This window comes from Rhizobium sp. BIGb0125 (genome assembly GCF_024810055.1).
In the GTDB taxonomy this organism is placed as follows: domain Bacteria; phylum Pseudomonadota; class Alphaproteobacteria; order Rhizobiales; family Rhizobiaceae; genus Agrobacterium.
Map to the genome: position 1 here is coordinate 1 of NZ_JANUDV010000008.1, position 21,625 is coordinate 21,625.

The 21,625-nt window shown below is 54.7% G+C and carries 21 protein-coding genes; 12 read left to right on the plus strand and 9 right to left on the minus strand.

The window, feature by feature from the left end:
- The first annotated feature begins 519 nt into the window (after positions 1-519).
- The 3 genes from hrpB (at position 520) to M2418_RS20915 (ending at position 5,085) form a co-directional block, all read left to right on the plus strand.
- Positions 520-3,009: an ATP-dependent helicase HrpB gene (gene hrpB, locus M2418_RS20905; protein WP_259148909.1), complete on the plus strand. Its 2,490-nt coding sequence runs from the start codon at positions 520-522 to the stop codon at positions 3,007-3,009.
- Positions 3,010-3,117: 108 nt separating this feature from the next.
- The gene (locus M2418_RS20910) at positions 3,118-4,422 is read left to right on the plus strand and encodes an ActS/PrrB/RegB family redox-sensitive histidine kinase (protein ID WP_259148910.1); all 1,305 of its coding nucleotides are present in this window, start codon (positions 3,118-3,120) and stop codon (positions 4,420-4,422) included.
- Positions 4,423-4,494: 72 nt separating this feature from the next.
- Positions 4,495-5,085 carry an ActR/PrrA/RegA family redox response regulator transcription factor gene (locus M2418_RS20915; protein WP_259148911.1) on the plus strand — a complete coding sequence of 197 codons (591 nt, stop codon included), beginning with the start codon at positions 4,495-4,497 and terminating at the stop codon, positions 5,083-5,085.
- Positions 5,086-5,098: 13 nt separating this feature from the next.
- Here the strand turns inward: M2418_RS20915 and M2418_RS20920 are convergent, their stop codons facing one another.
- Entirely contained in the window at positions 5,099-5,584 is a 486-nt protein-coding gene (locus M2418_RS20920; protein ID WP_259149077.1) for an MmcB family DNA repair protein, read from the minus strand.
- Positions 5,585-5,753: 169 nt separating this feature from the next.
- On the opposite strand from M2418_RS20920, the gene M2418_RS20925 reads away from it, so the two are divergent.
- Positions 5,754-6,443 carry a L,D-transpeptidase gene (locus M2418_RS20925; RefSeq protein WP_259148912.1) on the plus strand — a complete coding sequence of 230 codons (690 nt, stop codon included), beginning with the start codon at positions 5,754-5,756 and terminating at the stop codon, positions 6,441-6,443.
- 64 nt (positions 6,444-6,507) lie between these two features.
- Here the strand turns inward: M2418_RS20925 and M2418_RS20930 are convergent, their stop codons facing one another.
- Positions 6,508-7,755 carry an MFS transporter gene (locus M2418_RS20930; protein ID WP_259148913.1) on the minus strand — a complete coding sequence of 416 codons (1,248 nt, stop codon included), beginning with the start codon at positions 7,753-7,755 and terminating at the stop codon, positions 6,508-6,510.
- A gap of 120 nt (positions 7,756-7,875) precedes the next feature.
- Here M2418_RS20930 and M2418_RS20935 point away from each other — a divergent pair, with 120 nt between their 5' ends.
- Positions 7,876-8,331, plus strand: a complete 456-nt coding sequence (locus M2418_RS20935) for a helix-turn-helix domain-containing protein (RefSeq protein WP_259148914.1) — start codon at positions 7,876-7,878, stop codon at positions 8,329-8,331.
- Between the two features lie 51 nt (positions 8,332-8,382).
- Here the strand turns inward: M2418_RS20935 and M2418_RS20940 are convergent, their stop codons facing one another.
- The 4 genes from M2418_RS20940 to hslV all read right to left on the minus strand — a co-directional run bounded on the left by M2418_RS20940 (position 8,383) and on the right by hslV (position 13,719).
- Positions 8,383-10,551 (minus strand): malate synthase G, encoded by a 2,169-nt coding sequence (locus tag M2418_RS20940; RefSeq protein WP_259148915.1) that lies wholly within the window; start codon positions 10,549-10,551, stop codon positions 8,383-8,385.
- A 156-nt stretch (positions 10,552-10,707) separates the two neighbouring features.
- Positions 10,708-11,673, minus strand: a complete 966-nt coding sequence (locus tag M2418_RS20945) for a DUF1402 family protein (protein ID WP_250984106.1) — start codon at positions 11,671-11,673, stop codon at positions 10,708-10,710.
- 179 nt (positions 11,674-11,852) lie between these two features.
- The gene (hslU, locus tag M2418_RS20950; RefSeq protein ID WP_250984107.1) at positions 11,853-13,160 is read right to left on the minus strand and encodes an ATP-dependent protease ATPase subunit HslU; all 1,308 of its coding nucleotides are present in this window, start codon (positions 13,158-13,160) and stop codon (positions 11,853-11,855) included.
- A 31-nt stretch (positions 13,161-13,191) separates the two neighbouring features.
- Positions 13,192-13,719: an ATP-dependent protease subunit HslV gene (hslV, locus tag M2418_RS20955; RefSeq protein ID WP_259148916.1), complete on the minus strand. Its 528-nt coding sequence runs from the start codon at positions 13,717-13,719 to the stop codon at positions 13,192-13,194.
- A 202-nt stretch (positions 13,720-13,921) separates the two neighbouring features.
- Between hslV and hisB the strand changes: the two genes are divergently transcribed.
- From hisB to coaA, 7 genes are all read left to right on the plus strand, one after another.
- On the plus strand, positions 13,922-14,518 hold the full coding sequence (gene hisB / locus M2418_RS20960; protein ID WP_259148917.1) for an imidazoleglycerol-phosphate dehydratase HisB: 597 nt from the start codon (positions 13,922-13,924) through the stop codon (positions 14,516-14,518).
- Between the two features lie 62 nt (positions 14,519-14,580).
- Positions 14,581-15,072: a DUF2628 domain-containing protein gene (locus M2418_RS20965; protein WP_259148918.1), complete on the plus strand. Its 492-nt coding sequence runs from the start codon at positions 14,581-14,583 to the stop codon at positions 15,070-15,072.
- 1 nt (position 15,073) lies between these two features.
- A complete protein-coding gene (gene hisH / locus M2418_RS20970; protein ID WP_250984111.1) occupies positions 15,074-15,724 on the plus strand; it encodes an imidazole glycerol phosphate synthase subunit HisH in 651 nt (216 codons plus the stop codon).
- A 1-nt stretch (position 15,725) separates the two neighbouring features.
- Positions 15,726-16,460, plus strand: a complete 735-nt coding sequence (gene hisA, locus M2418_RS20975) for a 1-(5-phosphoribosyl)-5-[(5-phosphoribosylamino)methylideneamino]imidazole-4-carboxamide isomerase (RefSeq protein ID WP_192490629.1) — start codon at positions 15,726-15,728, stop codon at positions 16,458-16,460.
- Positions 16,457-17,233 carry an imidazole glycerol phosphate synthase subunit HisF gene (gene hisF, locus M2418_RS20980; protein ID WP_259148919.1) on the plus strand — a complete coding sequence of 259 codons (777 nt, stop codon included), beginning with the start codon at positions 16,457-16,459 and terminating at the stop codon, positions 17,231-17,233. The genes hisA and hisF overlap by 4 nt, the downstream gene beginning before the upstream one ends.
- A 21-nt stretch (positions 17,234-17,254) precedes the next feature.
- Positions 17,255-17,578 (plus strand): phosphoribosyl-ATP diphosphatase, encoded by a 324-nt coding sequence (locus M2418_RS20985; RefSeq protein ID WP_250984114.1) that lies wholly within the window; start codon positions 17,255-17,257, stop codon positions 17,576-17,578.
- Positions 17,579-17,606: 28 nt separating this feature from the next.
- The gene (gene coaA, locus M2418_RS20990; protein ID WP_250984115.1) at positions 17,607-18,581 is read left to right on the plus strand and encodes a type I pantothenate kinase; all 975 of its coding nucleotides are present in this window, start codon (positions 17,607-17,609) and stop codon (positions 18,579-18,581) included.
- Positions 18,582-18,653: 72 nt separating this feature from the next.
- Here coaA and lysM read toward each other — a convergent pair whose 3' ends face one another.
- From lysM to M2418_RS21005, 3 genes are all read right to left on the minus strand, one after another.
- Complete coding sequence (gene lysM, locus M2418_RS20995; RefSeq protein WP_259148920.1) at positions 18,654-19,109, minus strand: peptidoglycan-binding protein LysM; 456 nt, start codon at positions 19,107-19,109, stop codon at positions 18,654-18,656.
- A 79-nt stretch (positions 19,110-19,188) separates the two neighbouring features.
- Positions 19,189-19,623 (minus strand): alternative ribosome rescue aminoacyl-tRNA hydrolase ArfB, encoded by a 435-nt coding sequence (gene arfB, locus M2418_RS21000; protein WP_250984116.1) that lies wholly within the window; start codon positions 19,621-19,623, stop codon positions 19,189-19,191.
- Between the two features lie 172 nt (positions 19,624-19,795).
- Positions 19,796-21,406, minus strand: a complete 1,611-nt coding sequence (locus M2418_RS21005; protein WP_250984117.1) for a phosphoenolpyruvate carboxykinase — start codon at positions 21,404-21,406, stop codon at positions 19,796-19,798.
- Positions 21,407-21,625: the final 219 nt, after the last annotated feature.

The window sequence follows — 21,625 nt, forward strand, 5'->3', positions numbered from 1 at the left end:
CCTAATCTCTTAAGGTCCCGCAAGCTTCGCCGCCCACGTTTCTCTTTCTTCTCATATTCAATTGTCAAAAAACTGACACACATCAGTGTCCAAAATCCAACCCCAAAATCCGAAAACCCTGGGAACAAACCAGCCATAAAAGCCAATCTATCGTGATTTCTCTAGAACGAAGCAGTCCGTCGCCAGCAGCGCCGCCGCCCTCGTTCAGTGAGCGGACTTATAAATCTATCCCAACAAACAAGTCAACAGGGGGAATGTAAAAAAATTGTCATTTTTTCATCACATTGATTCTAAACAGTAATTTCTGCAACCCAGACAAAATATCCCAAAATCATTCCCAACAACAAAAATGACCGAAGCAAAAGAAGAAATTCAGCGGGAGCAATACGTATATAAAGGGCCAAAATCCCTCACCCAGCCCAATGGCTGCGCTGTATCTTCACCAGCACACTTGAATCTGTGGGCCTGCTGTTTAAGAGCATAGTGCAACAAAGAGGCTGACGAGCGAGATCAAGTGAGATGCCCCTCCCCCATGCAGGAAAGTTGCCGGACCTGCCGGTCAGCCATGTCCTACCGCAAATTGCGTTAGCGCTTGATGCTGGACGGTGTGCAATACTCTCAGCGCCACCGGGCGCCGGTAAAACGACATTGGCGCCGCTTTATCTTCTCGATCAGAGTTGGATGAAGAACGGCAAGATCATTCTATTGGAGCCAAGGCGACTGGCGGCACGGGCGGCGGCGGCACGCATGGCATCTATATTGGGTGAAGAGGTCGGCGAAACCGTTGGTTACCGCATGCGGCTCGATAACCGCATAAGCGACCGCACTCGCGTCGAAGTCGTCACGGAAGGCGTGTTCAGTCGCATGGTGCTCGACGATCCCGAACTTCCCGATGTCGCCGCAGTAGTGTTTGATGAATTTCATGAACGTTCGCTTGACGGCGATTTCGGGTTGGCACTGGCACTGGATGTGCAAGCCGGGCTGCGCGATGATCTGCGTATTCTTGTCATGTCGGCGACGCTGGATGTCGAGAAGGTCAGTGCCCTACTGGGCAATGCACCGACAATTGAGAGCATGGGCCGCAGTTACCCTATCGATATCCATTATGATGAACGGACGACGCCTGATCGTGTAGAAGACAGGATGGCACGGGCAATCATTGAAGCACACGCCAGTGATGCCGGTTCGATATTGGCGTTTTTGCCGGGGCAAGCGGAAATCACGCGCACTGCCGAGCGCCTGCAAGGCAGGTTTGATCATGATACTTCTATCATACCCCTATACGGTAACCTGTCACAGAAAGAGCAAGACGCTGCCATTCGTCCGACAGATCCAGGCAACCGCAAGATCGTGTTGGCAACGTCGATTGCTGAGACATCTATCACCATTGATGGTGTGCGTATTGTCATTGATAGTGGATTGCAGCGCCTACCGGTCTTCGAGCCGGCAACCGGGATAACCCGGCTAGAGACACAAAGGGTATCACAAGCCTCTGCCGAACAACGTGCCGGACGCGCCGGAAGAACGGAGCCGGGGACGGCCATCCGCTTATGGCACCCGGGCCAGACTGCTGCCCTGCCAGCCTTTACGCCACCACAAATTCTGTCCAGCGACCTTACTGGATTGGCACTCGATCTGGCGCATTGGGGGGTAGCAGATCCGACCACATTATCCTTCATGGACCAGCCGCCGGCAATTGCGCTGGCTGAGGCACGGTCCTTGCTGCAGAAACTCGGAGCATTGGATGCAGGTTACAATATTACCGCACAGGGCAAGATCATGCGAGGCCTTGCCTTGCCACCTCGTTTGGCCGCGATGGCCGTTCACGCAGCAAGACAGAGAGACGCTGAACAGGCATGTCTGCTGGCCGTACTTTTAACTGAGCAAGGGCTTGGTGGTCAGGACATCGATCTAGAAGAACGTTTGCGACGTTTCCGGTTTGAAAAAGGAGACCGGGCAGAAGCGGCGCGCAAACTGGCAAACCGCCTTGCAATGTCACTGGCGAAGATGACGGGCGGGGCTGGCGAGAAGTCCAAGGTGCGGCCGAGTGCCGGTCAACTTCTCCTGCATGCCTTTCCCGACCGCATTGCTTTGCAGCGTGGGGCGCGGGGGCGTTATGTCATGGCGAATGGCCGTGGCGGTGAACTTGGTGAAACCGAGCAACTAGCGGGCCAGCAAATGCTTGTCGTCACCGATATAACAGGACGAGCTGCTCAGCCACGTATTCTGTCCGCAGCTGCTGTGTCCCGTGCAGATATAGAGAGCGAAATGCCGGGTATTATCGCGCAGGAAGACCAGTTTTTCCTCGACAGACAAAGTGGGCAGGTGCGCGCCCGCAAAGTAACGCGCATCGGCGCTATCATTCTTGACGAGACCCCGCTACCGCGCCCCACCGGGGAGAAAGCTGCCATGGCAATGGCGCAAGGCATTCGGGAGCGTGGATTGTCGCTGCTTGGCTTCAGCAAAGAAGCACAGCAATTGCGCCACCGTATCGGGTTCCTGCACCGTACATTGGGTGAACCATGGCCGGATATGAGCGATGACGCTCTACTGTCGAGGCTTGAAGACTGGTTTGTACCCTTTCAGAGCGACTGCAAAGGTCTTTCCGACGTCAAACCCGGGGCGTTGTTTGACGGGTTGATGTCACTTCTACCGCATGGGTTGGACCGCGATCTTCCCCGACTTGCGCCAACCCATTTCGAAGCTCCTACGGGTCAACGACATCAGGTACATTATGACGGTGAAGAGCCATTGCTGGTCATACGGGTGCAGGAATTGTTTGGCCTCAAGACACATCCTGCTGTTGCAGGCGGCAAATTACCGCTCCTGTTGGAATTGACCTCGCCTGCGCATCGCCCCATACAGACGACACGCGACCTACCAGGGTTCTGGTCCGGTTCGTGGAGAGATGTACGCGCTGACATGCGTGGCCGTTACCCGCGACACCATTGGCCAGAAAATCCCGCAGATGCCGCGCCGACCAACCGTGCAAAGCCACGCGGCACCTGATCACGTGTCGCAAGACCTGTGTCCCTCCCGGTCGGTACCAAGAGTTTTGACCGCTATGCCCGCGACAAGACAATAAAGTCTGACGTGAATAGCATGAAGGAGACTGGCATGGCCGTTCAGCCAATCGAAAATACCCAGCTTGACCGGTTCAGCCGCCAGATACGTTTGCAAACAATTGTGCGTTTACGCTGGCTAGCAGTAGCCGGGCAGAGTGCAACACTGCTGCTGGTGGAATTGGTGCTGAAGTTCCCACTGCCTTTGGTGCCGTGCATCCTTCTCGTCGCAGCATTGGCGGCCGCCAATCTTGTTCTGACTGCCCGCTTCCCATCGACACACCGACTTGAGCCGCGTTCGGCCACTTTGCTACTTGCATTTGACCTTCTGCAGCTGACAGCGCTTCTTTACATCACCGGCGGTCTCTCCAACCCGTTCAGCCCACTAATTTCCGTTCCGGTTATCATTGCATTTGCCTCGCAGCCTCTGCGTTATTCGCAAGTGCTATTGGGTGTCGCACTTGTCTGCTCGGCAATTATTGCATTCTCCCCCTATCCCGTGCCTTGGTATCCGGGTGAGCCATTGCCGATCCAACCGATCATGCAGGTCGGCATGTGGTGCTCGATCATTGCTATGATGCTGTTTACCGCCTTCTACGCCTACCGGGTTTCCAATGAAGCCAATCAGCTTGCCAATGCACTGGCGGCCACGGAACTGGTGCTGGAACGCGAAAAACATCTGTCGCAGCTTGATGGCCTTGCTGCGGCCGCAGCCCATGAATTGGGCACACCACTTGCAACGATTAGTGTGGTCGCGAAGGAAATGGAACGCGAGCTTGGCAAGGATGAGCGGTTTGGCGAGGATGTCTCGCTGCTGCGCAGCCAGAGCGAACGTTGCCGTGACATTCTGAAGCGGCTGACTTCCCTTTCTGCTGACGGCGAGGAACATATGCGTCGGCTGCCTCTCTCCTCGTTAATGGAGGAGGTGATCGCGCCGCACCGCGAGTTTGGCATCAAGATCAATCTGGTCGACATCAATGGACGGGATGGAGAGCCTGTCGGATCCCGTAACGCTGGCATACTGTACGGTCTGGGCAACCTGATCGAAAACGCCGTCGACTACGCCAGCAAATCGGTGATCATCACTGTTGAACACAACGCCCAGCAGGTGCGCATTACCATTGAAGATGACGGCCAGGGTTACGCCCCGGACATTCTGGTGCGTATCGGTGATCCCTACGTGACCAAACGCCAGAACATGGCGCGCGCCGGCGGATTGGGCCTCGGGCTTTTTATTGCCAAAACCCTGCTGGAACGTTCCGGCGCTACACTGACATTCGAGAACCGATCCGACACGACAGGCGCACGCGTCAAAGTGGTCTGGCCGCGCAGCATCATGGACGACATCAGGGCGAAATGACTTTACGCCAAGGCCGCTAAGGGCCATAACAATTATCACCTATAAAGACAGAAATAGCCGGGAGGCCGGGGCATGAGCAACGAAACCCAAACCACAGCGTTAAGTGGCGCAGACCAACCAACAGAAGACCATATCGGGCATGACAAGACCCTGCTGATCGTTGATGATGACGGTCCGTTTTTGCGCCGTCTGGCACGCGCCATGGAAACAAGAGGATTTGTTGTCGACACGGCCGAGACGGTCAGTGAAGGCATTGCCAAGTCGAAGATCATGCCACCGAAATACGCGGTGGTCGATTTGCGCCTGACGGATGGCAATGGTCTGGAAGTCATCGAAGCCATTCGTCAGAACCGCGACGACACGCAGATCGTCGTGCTGACAGGTTATGGCAACATTGCCACCGCTGTTACCGCCGTTAAGCTGGGTGCACTGGATTACCTGGCAAAACCTGCTGATGCTGATGACGTCTTCAATGCGTTGACGCAGCGCGCCGGTGAGAAAAAGGAACTACCGGAAAACCCGATGTCTGCGGACCGGGTACGCTGGGAGCACATTCAGCGCGTCTACGAGATGTGTGAACGCAACGTGTCGGAAACAGCTCGTCGTTTGAATATGCACCGCCGCACCCTGCAGCGCATTCTGGCCAAAAGAGCCCCTAAGTAAGGACGCTGACCGGTCACTCCCCAAAGGTTTGGCCGGTTTGCCATTCGGCGAGCATCAAGCGGCGCGCCGCCGTTCGTGAGAAGTCGAGAGTGATCGCCTTACGCCGCGCCGGTACCAGCTTGTGTTCCGGTGCCTCGCGCAACATATGCGCCGAGTACCCGTCCGAAACAATCAGACCAAAGTCCGGCGGAAAGATATCAAGCGGCACTTCATTATGGGTTGCAAAAAACAGCCTGTCGCAAAACTGGCGATATTCCGGCCATTTGCGATCGACACGAAAATCTTCAATCGATGATTTGATCTCTATGATCCAGATTTCGCCTTTCATGGACAGGCTGATCAAGTCCGCACGCCGGCCATTGGCAAGCGGCAATTCTGGCAACACGGCATGGCGCATCTCATGCAACAAACGCTGCACGCCACGTCGCACCAGCATGGCCTTTTCAGATTGCCGCCCGTCGACCAGCGGGTTACCGGCCCCAAATGAAACGATGGTCATATCAAAGCCCTGTGAAATGTTGCAAAAAGGCCATCCCGTCACAATTAATCGCTGCATAGCGTGATGCTGCAACGCAATGCCTTGCAAAGCCCAGTCTAATGGAAAATAAGCTGCTGACAAAGGTGGTTCAACCTTCCCCATCACCAGCGTCATTTTCCGCGAGAACATCATGCGCATTCGCACTATTTTGACTGCATTCGGTCTGACAGCAACGCTTGCCATAACCGGTTGTGCTTCTACGAGTTCTGAAGTTTCGAAGAACGAGGCTGCTCTGATAGCAGCCCCTGCCCGCGTTGAAACTGTTCAGATTTTCAACGATGTTTATGGTCCGGTCACCGACGCCGGTTACGCACTGCCAGCAATTCCGATCGAGCGTGTGAACGAGAAGTTCCGCCGCCAGATCGTTGAGTTCCAGACACAGGAAAAGCCGGGCACGATCATCGTCAACACCCGCGAGCGTTTCCTGTATTACGTCATGTCCGGCAACCGCGCCGTTCGTTACGGCATCGGCGTTGGCAAGCAGGGTTTTGCATGGGCGGGCGAAGCCTATGTTGCATGGAAGCAGGAATGGCCAATGTGGCACCCGCCAAAGGAAATGGCTGTACGCAAGCCTGATATTGCCCAATACGTCGAAAAGGGCATGGGTCCGGGTCTCAGAAACCCGCTCGGCGCACGCGCCATGTACCTGTTTAACGAAAAGGGTCAGGACACACTGTTTCGTATCCATGGTTCGCCAGAATGGGCTTCGATCGGCACAGCTGCGTCCTCCGGCTGCATCCGTATGATCAATCAGGATGTGATCGATCTTTACAGCCGTGTTCGTCCAGGCCGTACCTCCAAGGTTATCGTGATCCAGTAAGGTCACGCAAACGACCAAAATCACAAAAGCCGCCGGAGAACCTCCTGGCGGCTTTTTTGTTTGCTCAGATGTTGTGCTGACGCTGTCGCATGACGCTTGAAGAAATCCAGAATAACACGGCGGACAGGCTGAATGCTGCACCGAGCATCGATACGCCCGTCCAGCCAAATTGGGCATAGGCGGTGGTTGACGAGATGGCTCCTACTGCACTTCCTGCCGAATAGAACACCATGTAACCGCCAACCAGACGACTGCGCGCATCTGGGCGAGCCGTAAAGATCACACTCTGATTGGTCACATGGACTGCTTGAATTGCGAAATCAAGCAACACCACACCAACCACAAAAAGCAGCAACGACGCGGGCAAAAGGTCGACCAGCAACCATGAAAGGCTGAGCAAAAGGAGCGACAGGCCCGTTACCCGGTTAGCATGACCACGATCGGCAAGATGTCCGGCTCCACTGGCAGCAAGTGCACCCGCTAGGCCGGCAATACCAAACAGCCCTATACTGGTGTGTGAAAGCGAAAAAGGAGTAGTACTCAGTGGCAACACCATTGCCGTCCACAAGGTGCTAAAACTTGCAAAAATGAGAAAAGCCAGGATGCCCCGCTCACGCAAAATGCGCTCTCGCAGAAACAATGCTGGTATGGATTTTACGATTGCCCAATAGCTGCCTGTCCGTGCGGTGGACGGCGCTCCGCCCGGCAGGACACGGGCAAGCACCAGACCCATGATCAGCATCAAAAATGCGGACACCATATAAACGGTGCGCCAGCCGCCGAAATCAGCGAGTACACCGGAGACAAACCGGGCAGCAAGAATGCCTATCACTACCCCGCCCGTCACAAGGCCAATGGCGTGTCCCTGTTGTCTGGGAGCCGCCAACGTCGCGGTAAAAGCCACGATGACCTGCACGACAACAGCAAGAAGTCCGACACAGATCATTCCGACGAAAAGAATGGCGACATGCTGGGCTGTTGCAACAATCATCAACGCCACCGCGGACAGAAGGATTTGGCAGATGATAAGCTTACGGCGGTCGATCAGATCACCAGCCGGCACGATGAGCAGAAGCCCTGCGACGTAACCGACATGCGTCAGCGTGACGATAAGTCCAATTGATGCGGGCTCAATACCAAAGTCAGCCGCCATGACATCGAGCAATGGCTGGGCATAATAGATATTCGCGACACTGAGACCACAGGTCAAAGCAAAGATCAGAATGATCCAGCCAGACAGGCTGGCGGGTGGAAGGCTTTGGACGTGTGGTGCATCGGGGTGGAATGGGGCAAGATTGACTGGCGTTTCCATGAACATGTTTCCTTTCTAGTCTTATAACAAGACCACTTGTCACATTCGCATTCCAGTTCTATTTTAGAACCAGATTTGGCAGATAGCCGCCAAGAAGCGCGTTAACGTGGAACAAAGCAGATGAAACGGAAGAGTTTTCGGGAAGCGGAGTGTCCAGTCGCGCGGACGCTGGACGCGATCGGTGACTGGTGGTCCTTGCTTATCATTCGCGATGCATTTGATGGCATCAGTCGATTCAGCCAGTTTCAGCAGAACCTCGGTATTGCCAAGGGTATGCTGACAACGCGGTTGCGCGATCTTGTTGAGGCGGGCGTACTAGCGCTGGCCCCAGCCTCTGATGGCAGTGCCTATCAGGAATATGTGCTGACTGAAAAAGGGAGACGACTTTTTCTAGTTATTGTCTCGTTGCGACAATGGGGTGAAGACCACCTCTACCAAGCCGACGAACCTCGCTCCACACTGGTGGAGACCAATACAAATCATCCGGTTTCGCGGCTGGAATTGTCCTCTTTATCCGGGAAAAAGCTTGCCTGGGAAGAAACCCGGATCGTTGCAGCCCAGCGCCGCAGTTCATGACAATGTCTGTCACGACGCTGTCTCGCCTCGTGACAGACCTGAGGGGATATATCAGCCTGCCAGCTTTGCCTTCAACTCTTGGCGACGGCGGTGCAGAACCGGTTCAGTATAACCGTTTGGCTGCATACGGCCCTCCAGCACCAGTTCCAGTGCTGCCTGGAAAGCAACGGAATCGTCAAAATTTCCGGCCATCGGTGTGTACGCAGCATCGCCGGCATTCTGACCATCGACCACAGCTGCCATTCGCTGCATTGTTTCAACGATCTGCTGACGACTGGCGATACCGTGATGTAGCCAGTTGGCCATGTGTTGCGCAGAGATGCGCAGGGTCGCACGATCTTCCATCAGGCCAACATTGTTGATGTCAGGAACCTTGGAACAACCAACACCCTGATCAACCCAACGCACAACGTAGCCCAAAATTCCCTGGGCGTTGTTATCCAGTTCGCGCTGGATGTCTTCAGCAGACCAGTTTGGACGGCTGGCGACAGGTACCGAGAGAATATCGCCCAGCTTGGCGCGCGGGCGGCTTTTAAGCCCCTGCTGGACGGCGGCAACATCGATCTTGTGGTAATGGGTCGCGTGCAGTGTCGCCGCAGTCGGTGAAGGTACCCAAGCCGTGTTTGCGCCAGCCTTTGGATGGGCGATCTTCTGCTCTAGCATCGCGGCCATCAGGTCCGGCATGGCCCACATGCCCTTGCCGATCTGCGCATGACCGGACAATCCACATTCCAGACCGATGTCGACATTCCAGTTTTCGTAGGCTGCAATCCAAGCCGCCTGCTTCATGTCGCCCTTGCGGATCATTGGACCCGCTTCCATGGATGTGTGCATTTCGTCACCGGTGCGATCAAGAAAACCGGTATTGATGAACACAACACGGTCCTTTGCCGCGCGAATGCACTCCTTGAGATTGACCGTGGTGCGGCGCTCCTCATCCATAATGCCCATTTTCATGGTGTTGGGTTTCATGCCAACCAAAACCTCAACACGCGAGAAGATTTCGCATGCGAAGGCCACTTCTTCAGGGCCATGCATCTTGGGCTTCACGACATACATCGAACCGGCACGCGAGTTCTTGTAGCGACCACCGGGGCCAATATCATAAAGCGCAATCAAAGCGGTGATGACACCATCCATGATGCCTTCGGGCACCTCGTTACCGTTACGGTCAAGAATAGCCGGGTTAGTCATTAGGTGGCCGACATTGCGAATCAACATCAGCGAACGACCGGGTAGCGTCAGTGCTGAACCATCAGGGGCCGTGTAGTCACGATCGGTGTTCAGCGTGCGGGTAAATGTCTTGCCCGCCTTGCTCACGCTTTCCTTGAGATCACCGCGCATCAGGCCAAGCCAGTTCCGATAGACTTCAACCTTGTCAGCAGCATCCACAGCGGCGATGGAATCTTCGCAGTCCATGATGGTTGTCAGCGCCGATTCGGCAATCACATCCGAGATGCCGGCAGCATCGCTTTTGCCAATCGCAGTTGTTGGGTCGATGACAATTTCGATATGCAGACCATGATTGGCCAGCAGAATAGCGGAAGCCTGCGTCGCCTCCCCTTTGTAGCCGGCAAACTGCGCGGGATTTTTGAGGCCTGTCACGCCACTGGATGAGGCGATTTCCAATGTTCCGTTGTTGACCCGCAGGGCGTTGATAGCGGTCCAGTCACCATCAACAAGCGGAAACGCGTCATTGAGAAATGCTCGTACCCACGCAATGACCTTGTCACCGCGCTTGGGATTATAGCCTTCGGTCTTTTCGGCACCGTCGGTTTCAGGAATGGCATCCGTGCCATAAAGCGCGTCGTACAGCGAACCCCAGCGGGCATTGGCAGCATTCAGCGCGTAACGGGCATTCATGACCGGAACGACAAGCTGCGGGCCAGCGATCTGCGCGATTTCCGGATCGACATTATGAGTCGAAATGGTGAAGGCACCGCCCTCCGGCTGGATGTAACCGATATCGCGGAGAAATTGCTCGTAGACAGCAAGATCTACAGGTGCACCGTTCTGCCGGTACCAGTCATCAAGTTTAGCCTGAAACGCGTCACGCTTTTCCAACAGAGCGCGATTCTTCGGCGAAAGGTCGTGCACGATTTCGGAAAAACCGGCAAAAAACGCATCGGCATCAAGTCCGGTTTCAGGCAGGACTTCTGTGGTCAGAAAGTCGTGCAGCTTTGCGTCTACAGATAGTCCGTGCTTTTCAACGAAGGTCATACAGGGCTCTCCAAAACTTCTGGTGTTTGGGTGCCACATTGCCAGCAGGATATTTTTAGTCAATCACACAAAAGTAAGAAGGATCTGTTCCGTCTGGGAACAAATCCTTCAAGATCAATAACAAAATAGGCCTTGGGCAGATCCAAGCCTGATGGCTTACAGCAATTTTTTGAGGTCTTCGATGCGGTCGTTGACCAACCAGCCGTAATAGTTTTCTTCCGGCCAGGCTGGCCCATCACCTGCGGCAGCACGGGCACGATTGCGCGCGGCCAAAGCTCCGGCACGCTGTGTGGAGCCACCGACATTATAGAGCGTCGATGTCAGACCGGGATTGTCAGAAATATCCATGTTTGCAATGGACTTGTAATCGTCAATTGATTTGCGGATCGACGCAGCCATGAAGGCAAGCGAGCGATCAGGATCCATAATCGCCTTGTAAACCGCCGCAGCGTCGTTTTCATCCAGCTTTTCATAGCCCGATGTTTTGGAAACCATGTCAGTCAGCATCAGAGCTGTCAGCGGGTTCATCTGGCCCAAACCAAAGGTCTGACCTGCATAAAAGGGCTGGAAAAATACGGCACTAAAACGATTGTCCGGATAGGATTTTCCACCAACCTTGCGGCCACGGAAGCTTTTTTCCCAGACATTTTCCCGGCACGACCACAGACGGTAAGCATCCGAGTTTGGCGAACAGTTGGCAAATTCAGGTTTTGCAATGAACTGGGCAATGGTTTCGTCTTCATAACCGAAGCGGAAACTGCTGCCAGCGTAGGATGCCGCCTTGACGTAATAGGACTGCAAGCGGTCGTAGGCGTCGACATTATAGGTATGTTCGCCGACAATCGCACCGATCATGTGAATGGGGTCGATGCCGTAGCGACCGGCTGTCGACTTGATCTTACCGATAAGCTGCTTGTCGCTGGACAGGAGATCGATGACCTTCTGGTATTTTCTCTCGTAACTTGAATTGCTGGCTTTCGTGCGTCGCGCCGATGCACCTGGTACACCCGGCTGTTCCGCATTGCGGTTACCCGCAGGAACAAGCGTGGCAGCATCAGCTGCTGCAGTCGAAAAAGCCGTCATCAGCAGTGCGGCGGCGAGTGTCACAATTGTATGGCGCAAGACCGGATGCCTCATTCTTCCCTGAGATGCTTCCCTCTCCTCCAGAGTGGTTACATCTGCACGCTGCTCCGTAAAAGGAGTTCCCAAACAAATTCCAGCCTCCCCTTACAGAAAAGAGAGGCTGGATGTCGAGGAAAAGCAGACCGTATCACCGAATATTGCAGTAACGATGGTTCTTTTTACAGAATATAGCGGGACAGATCGGTGTCAGCGGCAATGTCGCCAACATGCTTGCGAACATATTCGCTGTCGATGTTGACTGCGGAGCCGCCACGGTCCGGTGCATTATAGGAGATGTCGTCTAGAACCCGCTCCATCACCGTTTGCAGACGACGTGCGCCGATATTTTCCACGGTTGAGTTGAGGTGGACCGCCACATCGGCCAGTGCATCAATCGCGTCTTCGGAGAAATCGAGATCAAGCTCTTCAGTCTTCATCAGAGCCTTGTACTGGCGGATGAGGCTTGCTTCCGGCTCCGTCAGGATACGACGGAAATCGTCCTTGGACAGCGCCTTCAATTCCACGCGGATCGGCAGACGGCCCTGAAGTTCCGGAAGAAGATCCGAAGGTTTGGCCACATGGAATGCGCCCGACGCGATGAACAGGATATGGTCGGTTTTTACCGGACCATATTTGGTCGACACCGTGGTGCCTTCCACCAATGGCAGAAGGTCTCGCTGCACGCCTTCGCGCGACACACCGGCACCCATGCCGCCATCACGCGCCGCGATCTTGTCGATTTCGTCGAGGAAGACGATACCGTCATTTTCAACAGATCGTACAGCTTCACGCTGGATGACTTCATTGTCGATCAGCTTGTCAGATTCGTCACGGATCAACTCAGGATAGGATTTCGAAACCGTGGTGCGGACTTTCTTCGACTTGCCGCCCATAGCCTTGCCGAACATTTCCGACAGGTTCAGAACGCCGATATTAGCGCCTGGCATGCCGGGAATGTCGAAGCCGGGCATGCCCGCTCCGCTATCGGCAATCTCGATATCGATTTCCTTGTCGTCCAGTTCACCATCACGCAGCTTCTTGCGGAAGCTTTCACGCGTGGCAGGCGACGCTGTGGTTCCGACCAGCGCATCGAGAACGCGCTCTTCAGCACTGTCATGCGCCTTGGCCTGCACCTCGGCGCGTTTCTTTTCACGAACCAGACCGATGCCGATCTCAACCAGATCGCGGATGATCTGCTCGACGTCGCGACCGACGTAACCAACTTCGGTAAATTTTGTCGCTTCGACCTTGATGAACGGAGCACCCGCCAGTTTGGCAAGGCGACGGGAGATTTCCGTCTTGCCGACACCGGTTGGTCCAATCATCAAAATATTCTTCGGCATGACTTCGTCGCGCAGGCTCTCATCGAGCTGCTGACGACGCCAGCGATTGCGCAGGGCAATCGCTACAGCGCGCTTCGCCTCGTGTTGGCCAATGATGTAACGGTCAAGTTCCGAGACGATTTCGCGGGGAGAAAAAGTTGTCATGAATTTTACCTCACGGCCTTCGTAGCCGGATTCAGTTATCGGAATCGAGAGTTTCGATTACAAAACTATGGTTGGTATAAACGCAAATATCAGCAGCAATATCGAGTGCCCGACGAGCAATGTCTTCCGCACTCTTGTCAGAATCCATCATGGCGCGAGCCGCTGCAAACGCATAATTTCCGCCGGAACCGATGGCCATGGTGCCATGTTCCGGTTCCAGCACATCACCATTGCCGGTGATGGCCAGTGTTATGGTCTTGTCAGCGACAATCATCATGGCTTCGAGATTACGCAGATACTTATCCGTGCGCCAGTCTTTGGCAAGCTCAACCGCAGCACGCATCAACTGGCCTGGATATTGTTCCAGTTTCTTTTCAAGTCGGTCGAGCAGCGTAAAGGCATCGGCCGTCGCACCGGCAAATCCGGCGACAACTTCACCCTTACCGATGCGGCGTACCTTGCGGGCATTGCCCTTCATAACCGTTTGGCCGAGACTGACCTGGCCGTCACCGGCGATTACGACCTTACCGCCCTTACGAACCGTTATAATCGTTGTCATCAAACACCTGTCTACCCTCGATGGGCACGTTACAATCGGACCGACGTGGCCCTTTCCAAGCGTCTATGTAAGGAGGCTTTTGGCGATTGCAATCATGCTGACAATGTCAACACAGGCCACTATATGACAAGGTGATGTAACTTCTGGATATTTGCCGTTCTTGCTGATAAGGAACGGCCATCATTTGCATGGAGCAGCCAGAATGGCAGAGCGTAAGGGTGAGATTTCCCGCAAGACCAACGAGACATCGGTATCGGTGCGCGTAAATGTCGACGGGACCGGACAATCAAAAATTTCGACTGGCGTCGGCTTTTTTGACCACATGCTGGACCAGCTTGCCCGCCATTCGCTGATCGATATGGAAATCGAGGTACAGGGTGACCTGCATATCGACGATCACCATACGGTCGAGGACACCGGCATTGCCATTGGCCAGGCCATTGCCAAGGCACTGGGAGATCGCCGCGGTATCACGCGCTATGCCTCGCTTGACCTTGCCATGGATGAAACCATGACCAAAGCGGCTGTCGATATCTCCGGGCGGCCATTCCTCGTGTGGAACGTCAATTTTTCCGCGCCGAAAATAGGCACGTTCGACACCGAGTTGGTGCGTGAGTTCTTCCAGGCACTGGCACAGAACGCCGGTATAACCCTGCATATTTTCAACCACTACGGCGCTAACAACCATCATATCGCCGAAACATGCTTCAAGGCCGTTGCCCGCGTGCTGCGCACCGCAACGGAAATCGATCCACGGCAGGCAGGTCGCGTACCCTCTACCAAGGGCATGCTGGCCTGAATGTCTGAGCAGGCAGGAAGGCAAGACGCCTTTCAGCCGCTCTAAAATTTTTCAGGAAAGCCATGACAAGCTATCTCGTTCTTGAAGCGCCCGATGGAGCCTATCCACAAGGGCTTTCTACTCGGTTCGTTGCCGACCGCTTTTCCTGGCTTGGTTTTATCGTGCCGTGGATATGGCTTGGTGCGAACCGCCTGTGGCTGTTTGCGGTCCTTGCCATTGTGGTCCAGATCCTCGCCGGTGCCCTGTCTACAGTCAGCGGATTTGAGGTCGCGGGTGCTCTCTGCGCGCTGACCCTTGCTCTGCTGACCGGTTTTGAGGGTCGAAACCTGCTTATCCGACATTTGACCGCCAAGGGTTGGGAAACGAAAGACATTATCGTCGCTCCCGATCTGGCAACTGCCGAAACCATTCATTTTTCCATGGCCGCAGACGAGCCGTCGCCAGAGACGGCTGTTGTAAAACCGGAATGGAAAACCTCATCGCAGGGTGTCTCCCGCCTTGCAGACAGTGATGCAGCTGGACTGTTCCAGTTCGATTTCAGTGGAAGGCGCTGACATGCGTGTGGCAATCATCGACTACGGTTCGGGCAATCTGCGCTCGGCCACCAAGGCTTTTGAACGGGCCGCAAGTGAAGCTGGCATTGCCGCCACGATCGAACTGACTGACAAGGCAGACGTTGTGGCGAAAGCTGACCGTGTTGTGTTGCCCGGCGTCGGCGCCTATGCAGATTGTCGCGCCGGCCTCAACGCCGTTCCCGGCATGTTGGAGGCGTTGAAGGACGTTGTCGAACACAAGGCACGGCCGTTTCTTGGCATCTGTGTTGGCATGCAGCTGATGTCCTCGCGCGGTCTTGAGAAAACCACCTCTGAAGGGCTTGGGTGGATCAAGGGCGACGTCGTTGAAATGACACCGGACGACAAGACCCTGAAAATTCCGCAGATCGGCTGGAATACGCTGGATGTGAAACACCCTCACCCGTTGTTCAACGACATCAAAACCGGAAAAGACGGTCTGCACGCCTACTTCGTGCATTCCTACCATCTGGCAGCGACGAACCATGATGACGTTATCGCCACCACCAATTACGGCGGGGCGATGACTGCATTTGTTGGCCGCGACAACATGGCCGGAGCACAGTTCCATCCTGAAAAAAGCCAGACGCTTGGCCTCGCCCTTATTTCCAATTTCCTGCGCTGGAAGCCCTGACATGATCCTTTTTCCCGCAATCGACCTTAAAGACGGCCAGTGCGTACGCCTGAAACTCGGCGATATGGACCAGGCCACCGTTTACAATCCAGACCCTGCCGCTCAGGCTAAGGCCTTTGAAGATCAAGGCTTTGAATGGCTGCATGTGGTGGATCTGAACGGCGCCTTTGCCGGTGAAAGCGTCAATGGTGCTGCGGTAGACGCCATCTTGAAGGCAACCAAAAACCCTGTGCAGCTTGGTGGCGGCATCCGCACGCTTGACCATATTGAGGCGTGGCTGTCGCGCGGGCTGGCTCGCGTTATTCTCGGCACCGTCGCCGTGCGTGATCCAATGCTTGTCATCGAGGCCTGCAAACGATTTCCGGGACAGGTTGCCGTTGGCATCGATGCCAAGGGTGGCAAGGTGGCTGTCGAAGGCTGGGCGGAAGCCTCAGAACTTGGTGTGATTGAACTTGCCAAGCGTTTTGAAGGCGCCGGTGTTGCCGCAATCATCTACACCGACATTGACCGTGACGGAATTCTGACCGGTATCAACTGGCCATCCACGTTGGAGTTGGCCGGTGCCGTTTCCATTCCGGTGATCGCCTCGGGTGGTCTCGCTTCGATTGATGATGTCAAACGTATGCTGGAACCGGACGCAGCCAAACTGGAGGGCGCGATTTCCGGTCGCGCGCTTTATGATGGCCGCATCGATCCGGCGCAAGCATTAGCGCTGATCAAGGAGGCACGCGCATGAGCCTCAAAGCCCGTGTCATCCCCTGCCTTGATGTAAAAGACGGTCGCGTTGTCAAAGGCGTCAACTTTGTTGATCTGATCGATGCTGGCGATCCTGTCGAAGCGGCAAAAGCTTATGACGCCGCCGGTGCCGATGAACTTTGTTTCCTCGACATTACCGCCTCGTCGGACAATCGCGACACCATTTTTGACGTTGTCTCCCGTACGGCCGATCACTGTTTCATGCCGTTAACCGTCGGTGGTGGCGTTCGTGCCGTTGCCGACATCCGTAAGCTGCTGTTGTGTGGCGCCGATAAGGTGTCGATCAATTCCGCAGCAGTGAAGGATCCGGATTTTGTGGCACAGGCTGCCGACAAATTCGGCAACCAGTGCATCGTTGTTTCGATTGACGCCAAGAAGGTTTCGGCTCCGGGTGAAACTGACCGTTGGGAAATTTTCACCCATGGCGGTCGCCAGACGACCGGCATCGATGCCGTTGAATTCGCCATCAAGATGGTGGAACGCGGCGCTGGCGAACTGCTCATCACGTCCATGGACCGGGATGGTACCAAGAGCGGTTACGACATTGCGCTGACACGCACGATTGCCGACGCGGTTCGCGTGCCGGTTATCGCGTCCGGTGGCGTTGGAAACCTCGATGATCTGGTAGCTGGTGTTCGTGATGGTCACGCAACTGCCGTTCTCGCCGCTTCCATCTTCCACTTTGGTCTCTATTCCATTAGCGAAGCCAAACAGTATATGGCCAACCATGGCATTGCCATGCGTCTGGACTGATATAAGCCTCAGGAACACATCATGAGCGGTTTTTCCCTTGCCGATCTGGAACGTATCGTCGCTGCGCGCGCTGCGGCGTCACCGGACGAATCATGGACGGCCAAACTTTTTGCGGCAGGCCAGCCGCGTGCAGCCAAGAAACTGGGCGAGGAAGCGGTCGAAACCGTGATTGCCGCCATTTCCAATGACCGCACTGAACTGACCAAGGAAAGCGCCGATCTTCTCTACCACCTACTTGTGGTGTTGAAGATTGCCGATATTCCGCTCACGGAAGTGATGGAGGAACTGGAGCGCCGCACGGCGCAGACCGGTCTTCAGGAAAAGGCGTCGCGTCCCACGGCTTGATCAAGCCGGGCACGCAGAGGAGAGGCGCATGCCGACGACCAGTACACTCGACCATTTCCGAGCCGATGATTATTCGCCTTACCATTTCTTCTCTTCGGAAGAATGGGCGAAGTTCCGCGCCGATACGCCGATGACACTGACGGCCGACGAGGTCAGCCGATTACGTTCACTCGATGACCCGATCGATCTCGATGAGGTGCGGCGTATCTATCTTTCGCTATCGCGCCTTCTGTCATCCCATGTTGAAGCATCGCAACTGCTGTTCGAACAGCGCAACCGCTTCCTCAACATGTCCGATGTCAACAAGACGCCTTTCGTCATCGGCATTGCCGGTTCGGTTGCGGTCGGAAAATCCACCACAGCCCGTATATTGAAAGAACTGCTGGCACGCTGGCCTTCCAGCCCAAAGGTGGATCTGATCACCACGGACGGTTTTCTCTATCCAAACGCTGTCTTGAAACGCGAAGGCCTGATGGAGCGCAAGGGATTTCCCGAAAGCTACGATATCGGTGCATTGTTGCGGTTCCTGTCTGCCATCAAGGCGGGACAGGCAGAGGTCAAGGCGCCACGTTATTCGCACCTGGTCTATGATGTCCTGCCAAATGAATATTCGGTCATCGACCAGCCGGACATTTTGATTTTCGAAGGCATCAATGTGCTGCAGTCGCGGGATTTGCCCGCGGGTGGCCGTATCGTGCCCATCGTTTCGGATTTCTTCGACTTCTCCATTTATATCGATGCAGACGAACACCAGATCCATAACTGGTACGTCAACCGGTTCATGAACCTGCGCAAGACAGCGTTCCGTGACCCCAACTCCTTCTTCAATCGTTATGCCTCGATCAGTGAAGAAGAGGCCTTGCAGATTGCCGAGGGACTTTGGGCCAATATCAATCTGAAGAACCTGCGCCAGAATATCGTGCCGACCCGGCCGCGTGCGGACCTCATTCTGCGCAAGGGCAATAATCATCTGATCGATACGGTGGCACTAAGAAAGCTTTGATCACCGCACACATCTAAAGCGCCGCAGACTAGAAATCTGCGGCGTTTTTGTATCCATTTTTTTGAAATGCGTTTATTCGTCCAGGGCCGGAATGCGCAGCACCTGACCCGGATAGATCTTATCCGGATGGGTCAGCATCGGCTTGTTGGCTTCGAAAATAATATTGTTCTTGGCGCCCTTGCCTTTGCCGTATTGGGCTTCGGCAATCTTCCAGAGATTATCGCCTTTTTTAACCGTGTAGAAGACTGGCTCATTCGCAGGTGCCGCAGCCACTTTCAGTTCACCGGCCTCCACCTTGGACACGCCGAGTGTATTGCCAACCGCGATAACGGCTTTTTCAAAGGCGGACTGATCGGCCACTTCGCCCTTCAGTACGATCTTGTCGTCAACCACATCTACCTGCACCTTGTCGGTGCCGAGATTGTGCGATGCCAGCTCCTTTTTAACAGCTTCGGCATCCGGAGCCTCTTCATCTCCTCCAAGGCCCAGTTTTTTCCCGGCATTCTTGATAAAGCTGAACAATCCCATGGTGATTTCCTCTCATGTTCGGAAACACTAAAGAACTGTAAGCCTGATCAAAATACAAGCATGTTTTATGATGGCAGTTTCAATCACCGATTGGGCGGCCGCGCATCTTCTTGACTTCAGAGCGTCCGGATTTCTCTTTCAGACGACGCTCAACCGAACCTTTTGTGGGTTTGGTGGCTTTGCGCACTGGCGGTGGTGGTTTGGCAGCCTCAAGAATCAACTCCTTCAACCGATCACGTGCATCTTCCCGATTGCGCTCCTGGCTGCGGAAGCGGCTGGCTTCAATCATCAACACGCCTTCTTTTGAGAGACGACGGCCCGCTAATTGCTTGAGGTTTGTCTTGACGCGATCAGTCAGGGCGGGAGAGGTTTCAACGCTGAAAAACAGTTGAACGGCGGTGGAAACCTTGTTGACGTTCTGGCCACCCGGCCCACCCGCCAGCACGAATTGTTCCGTCAGTTCCCATCCGGAAATCGTTATTCGATTGCTGACAAAAAGTGGTTCACTGGCCATGGGCGGTTTTCTCCGGTGCGCGTCATGCCACAGATCGACAGAAATGAAAACCGGGAGAGCCTAGTGAAAGGCCTTCGCATAAAGAAACCCCAGCGAGATATCGCCGGGGTTTCACGTGAATCCAAACTACAGTGTGCCGCGTCCTTCCAGACGCAACACCTGCATCCACTTGTTATTCTGCAGCGATCTTCAGGCCAGGAGCCGCATCGCGCACCTTGCTGTCGACGTGATCCTCGAACTTTGTGAAATTGGTCACGAACATCGAAACCAGCTTCTTGGCCTGTGCGTCGTAAGCAACGCCATCAGCCCAAGTCGAGCGCGGGTCGAGAATGGCGCTGTCGACGCCTTCCAGCGAAGTCGGCACAGCGAAACCGAAGTTTGCGTCCGTGCGGAACTGGGCGTTTTTCAGCTCACCTGTCAAAGCCGCTGTCAGCAGTGCGCGGGTTGCCTTGATCGGCATACGCTTGCCAATGCCGTAAGCACCACCGGTCCAGCCGGTGTTGACGAGCCAGCAATCCACCTGGTGGCGGCTGATCAGGTCACGCAGCAGGTTACCGTATTCCGCAGGATGACGTGGCATGAATGGTGCGCCGAAGCAGGTCGAGAATGTTGCTTCCGGCTCAGTCACGCCCTTTTCTGTACCAGCGACCTTGGCGGTGTAACCGGACAGGAAGTGGTACATGGCCTGCTCAGGTGTCAGACGGGCAATTGGCGGCAGAACGCCAAAGGCATCTGCTGTCAGCATGATAATGGTTTTCGGGTGGCCGGCAATACCGGTTTCCGACGCATTTGGGATAAAGTGCAGCGGGTAAGCGCTACGTGTGTTCTCGGTCAGCGAATTGTCGTTGAAATCCGGAACGCGGTTTTCGTCCAGTACGACATTTTCCAGAACCGTGCCGAAACGACGGGTCGCCGCGTAGATTTCCGGCTCTGCTTCTGCAGAAAGCTTGATTGCCTTGGCGTAGCAACCGCCTTCGAAGTTGAAGATACCATCTTCACCCCAACCATGCTCGTCATCACCGATCAGCGTACGCGACGGATCTGCAGACAGCGTGGTCTTGCCGGTGCCGGACAGGCCGAAGAAGACGGCCGAATCACCTGCCGGGCCAACATTGGCCGAGCAGTGCATTGGCATAACGCCCTTGGCAGGCAGCAGGTAGTTGAGAACAGTGAACACCGACTTCTTGTTTTCACCGGCATAGGACGTGCCGCCGATCAACACCAGACCATTGGTCAGATCGCAAGCAATCACCGTTTCGGTGCGGACGCCGTGACGCTCTGGATCAGCCTTGAAGCTTGGCAGGTTGATGATGGTCAGCTTCTGCTTGAAAGAACCCAGCTTTTCACGCAGCGGGCGGATCAGAAGGTTGCGGATGAAAAGCGCATGCCAGGCCAGTTCGGTTACAACACGAACCGGAAGGACGTTGTCTTCGTCGGCACCGCCCAGCAGATCCTGTACATAAAGTGTCTTGCCGGCAGCGTGGGCCAGCATGTCCTTGTGCAGGATTTCGAACTTTTCAGGAGACAGTGGCTTGTTGTTATCCCACCAGATGGTGTTTTCCGTCGCCGCGTCGCGGACAACAAACTTGTCCTTTGGCGAACGACCTGTGTGTTGGCCGGTCACTGCACGCAATGCGCCATCAGCGGTGACATCGGCTTCACCATTGCGGATTGCTTCTTCGTAAAGTTCGCTCTCGATGAGATTGTACTTGACGTTGGACGCACCAGCCAGACCAAGCTCGGATACTCCATTAGCAGGATTACGAATTCCAAGCTCCTCCATGAGCAATTTCCTTTTGTTGCAGGCATAACCATTGAAATTTTCGCAAGCGTATGACCCGTTTTTCGGAAACGCAAGAGCATCTTTTAAAATACATCAATAAATTCAATATATTAATCGATTTAGAATATTTTATTTCATTTTAAATCGTTTAAACAATCGCAGATTTTCGCGTTTAGGACGGGTGCAAACGACTGTTTGGAAGATTGCACGATGTCGCAT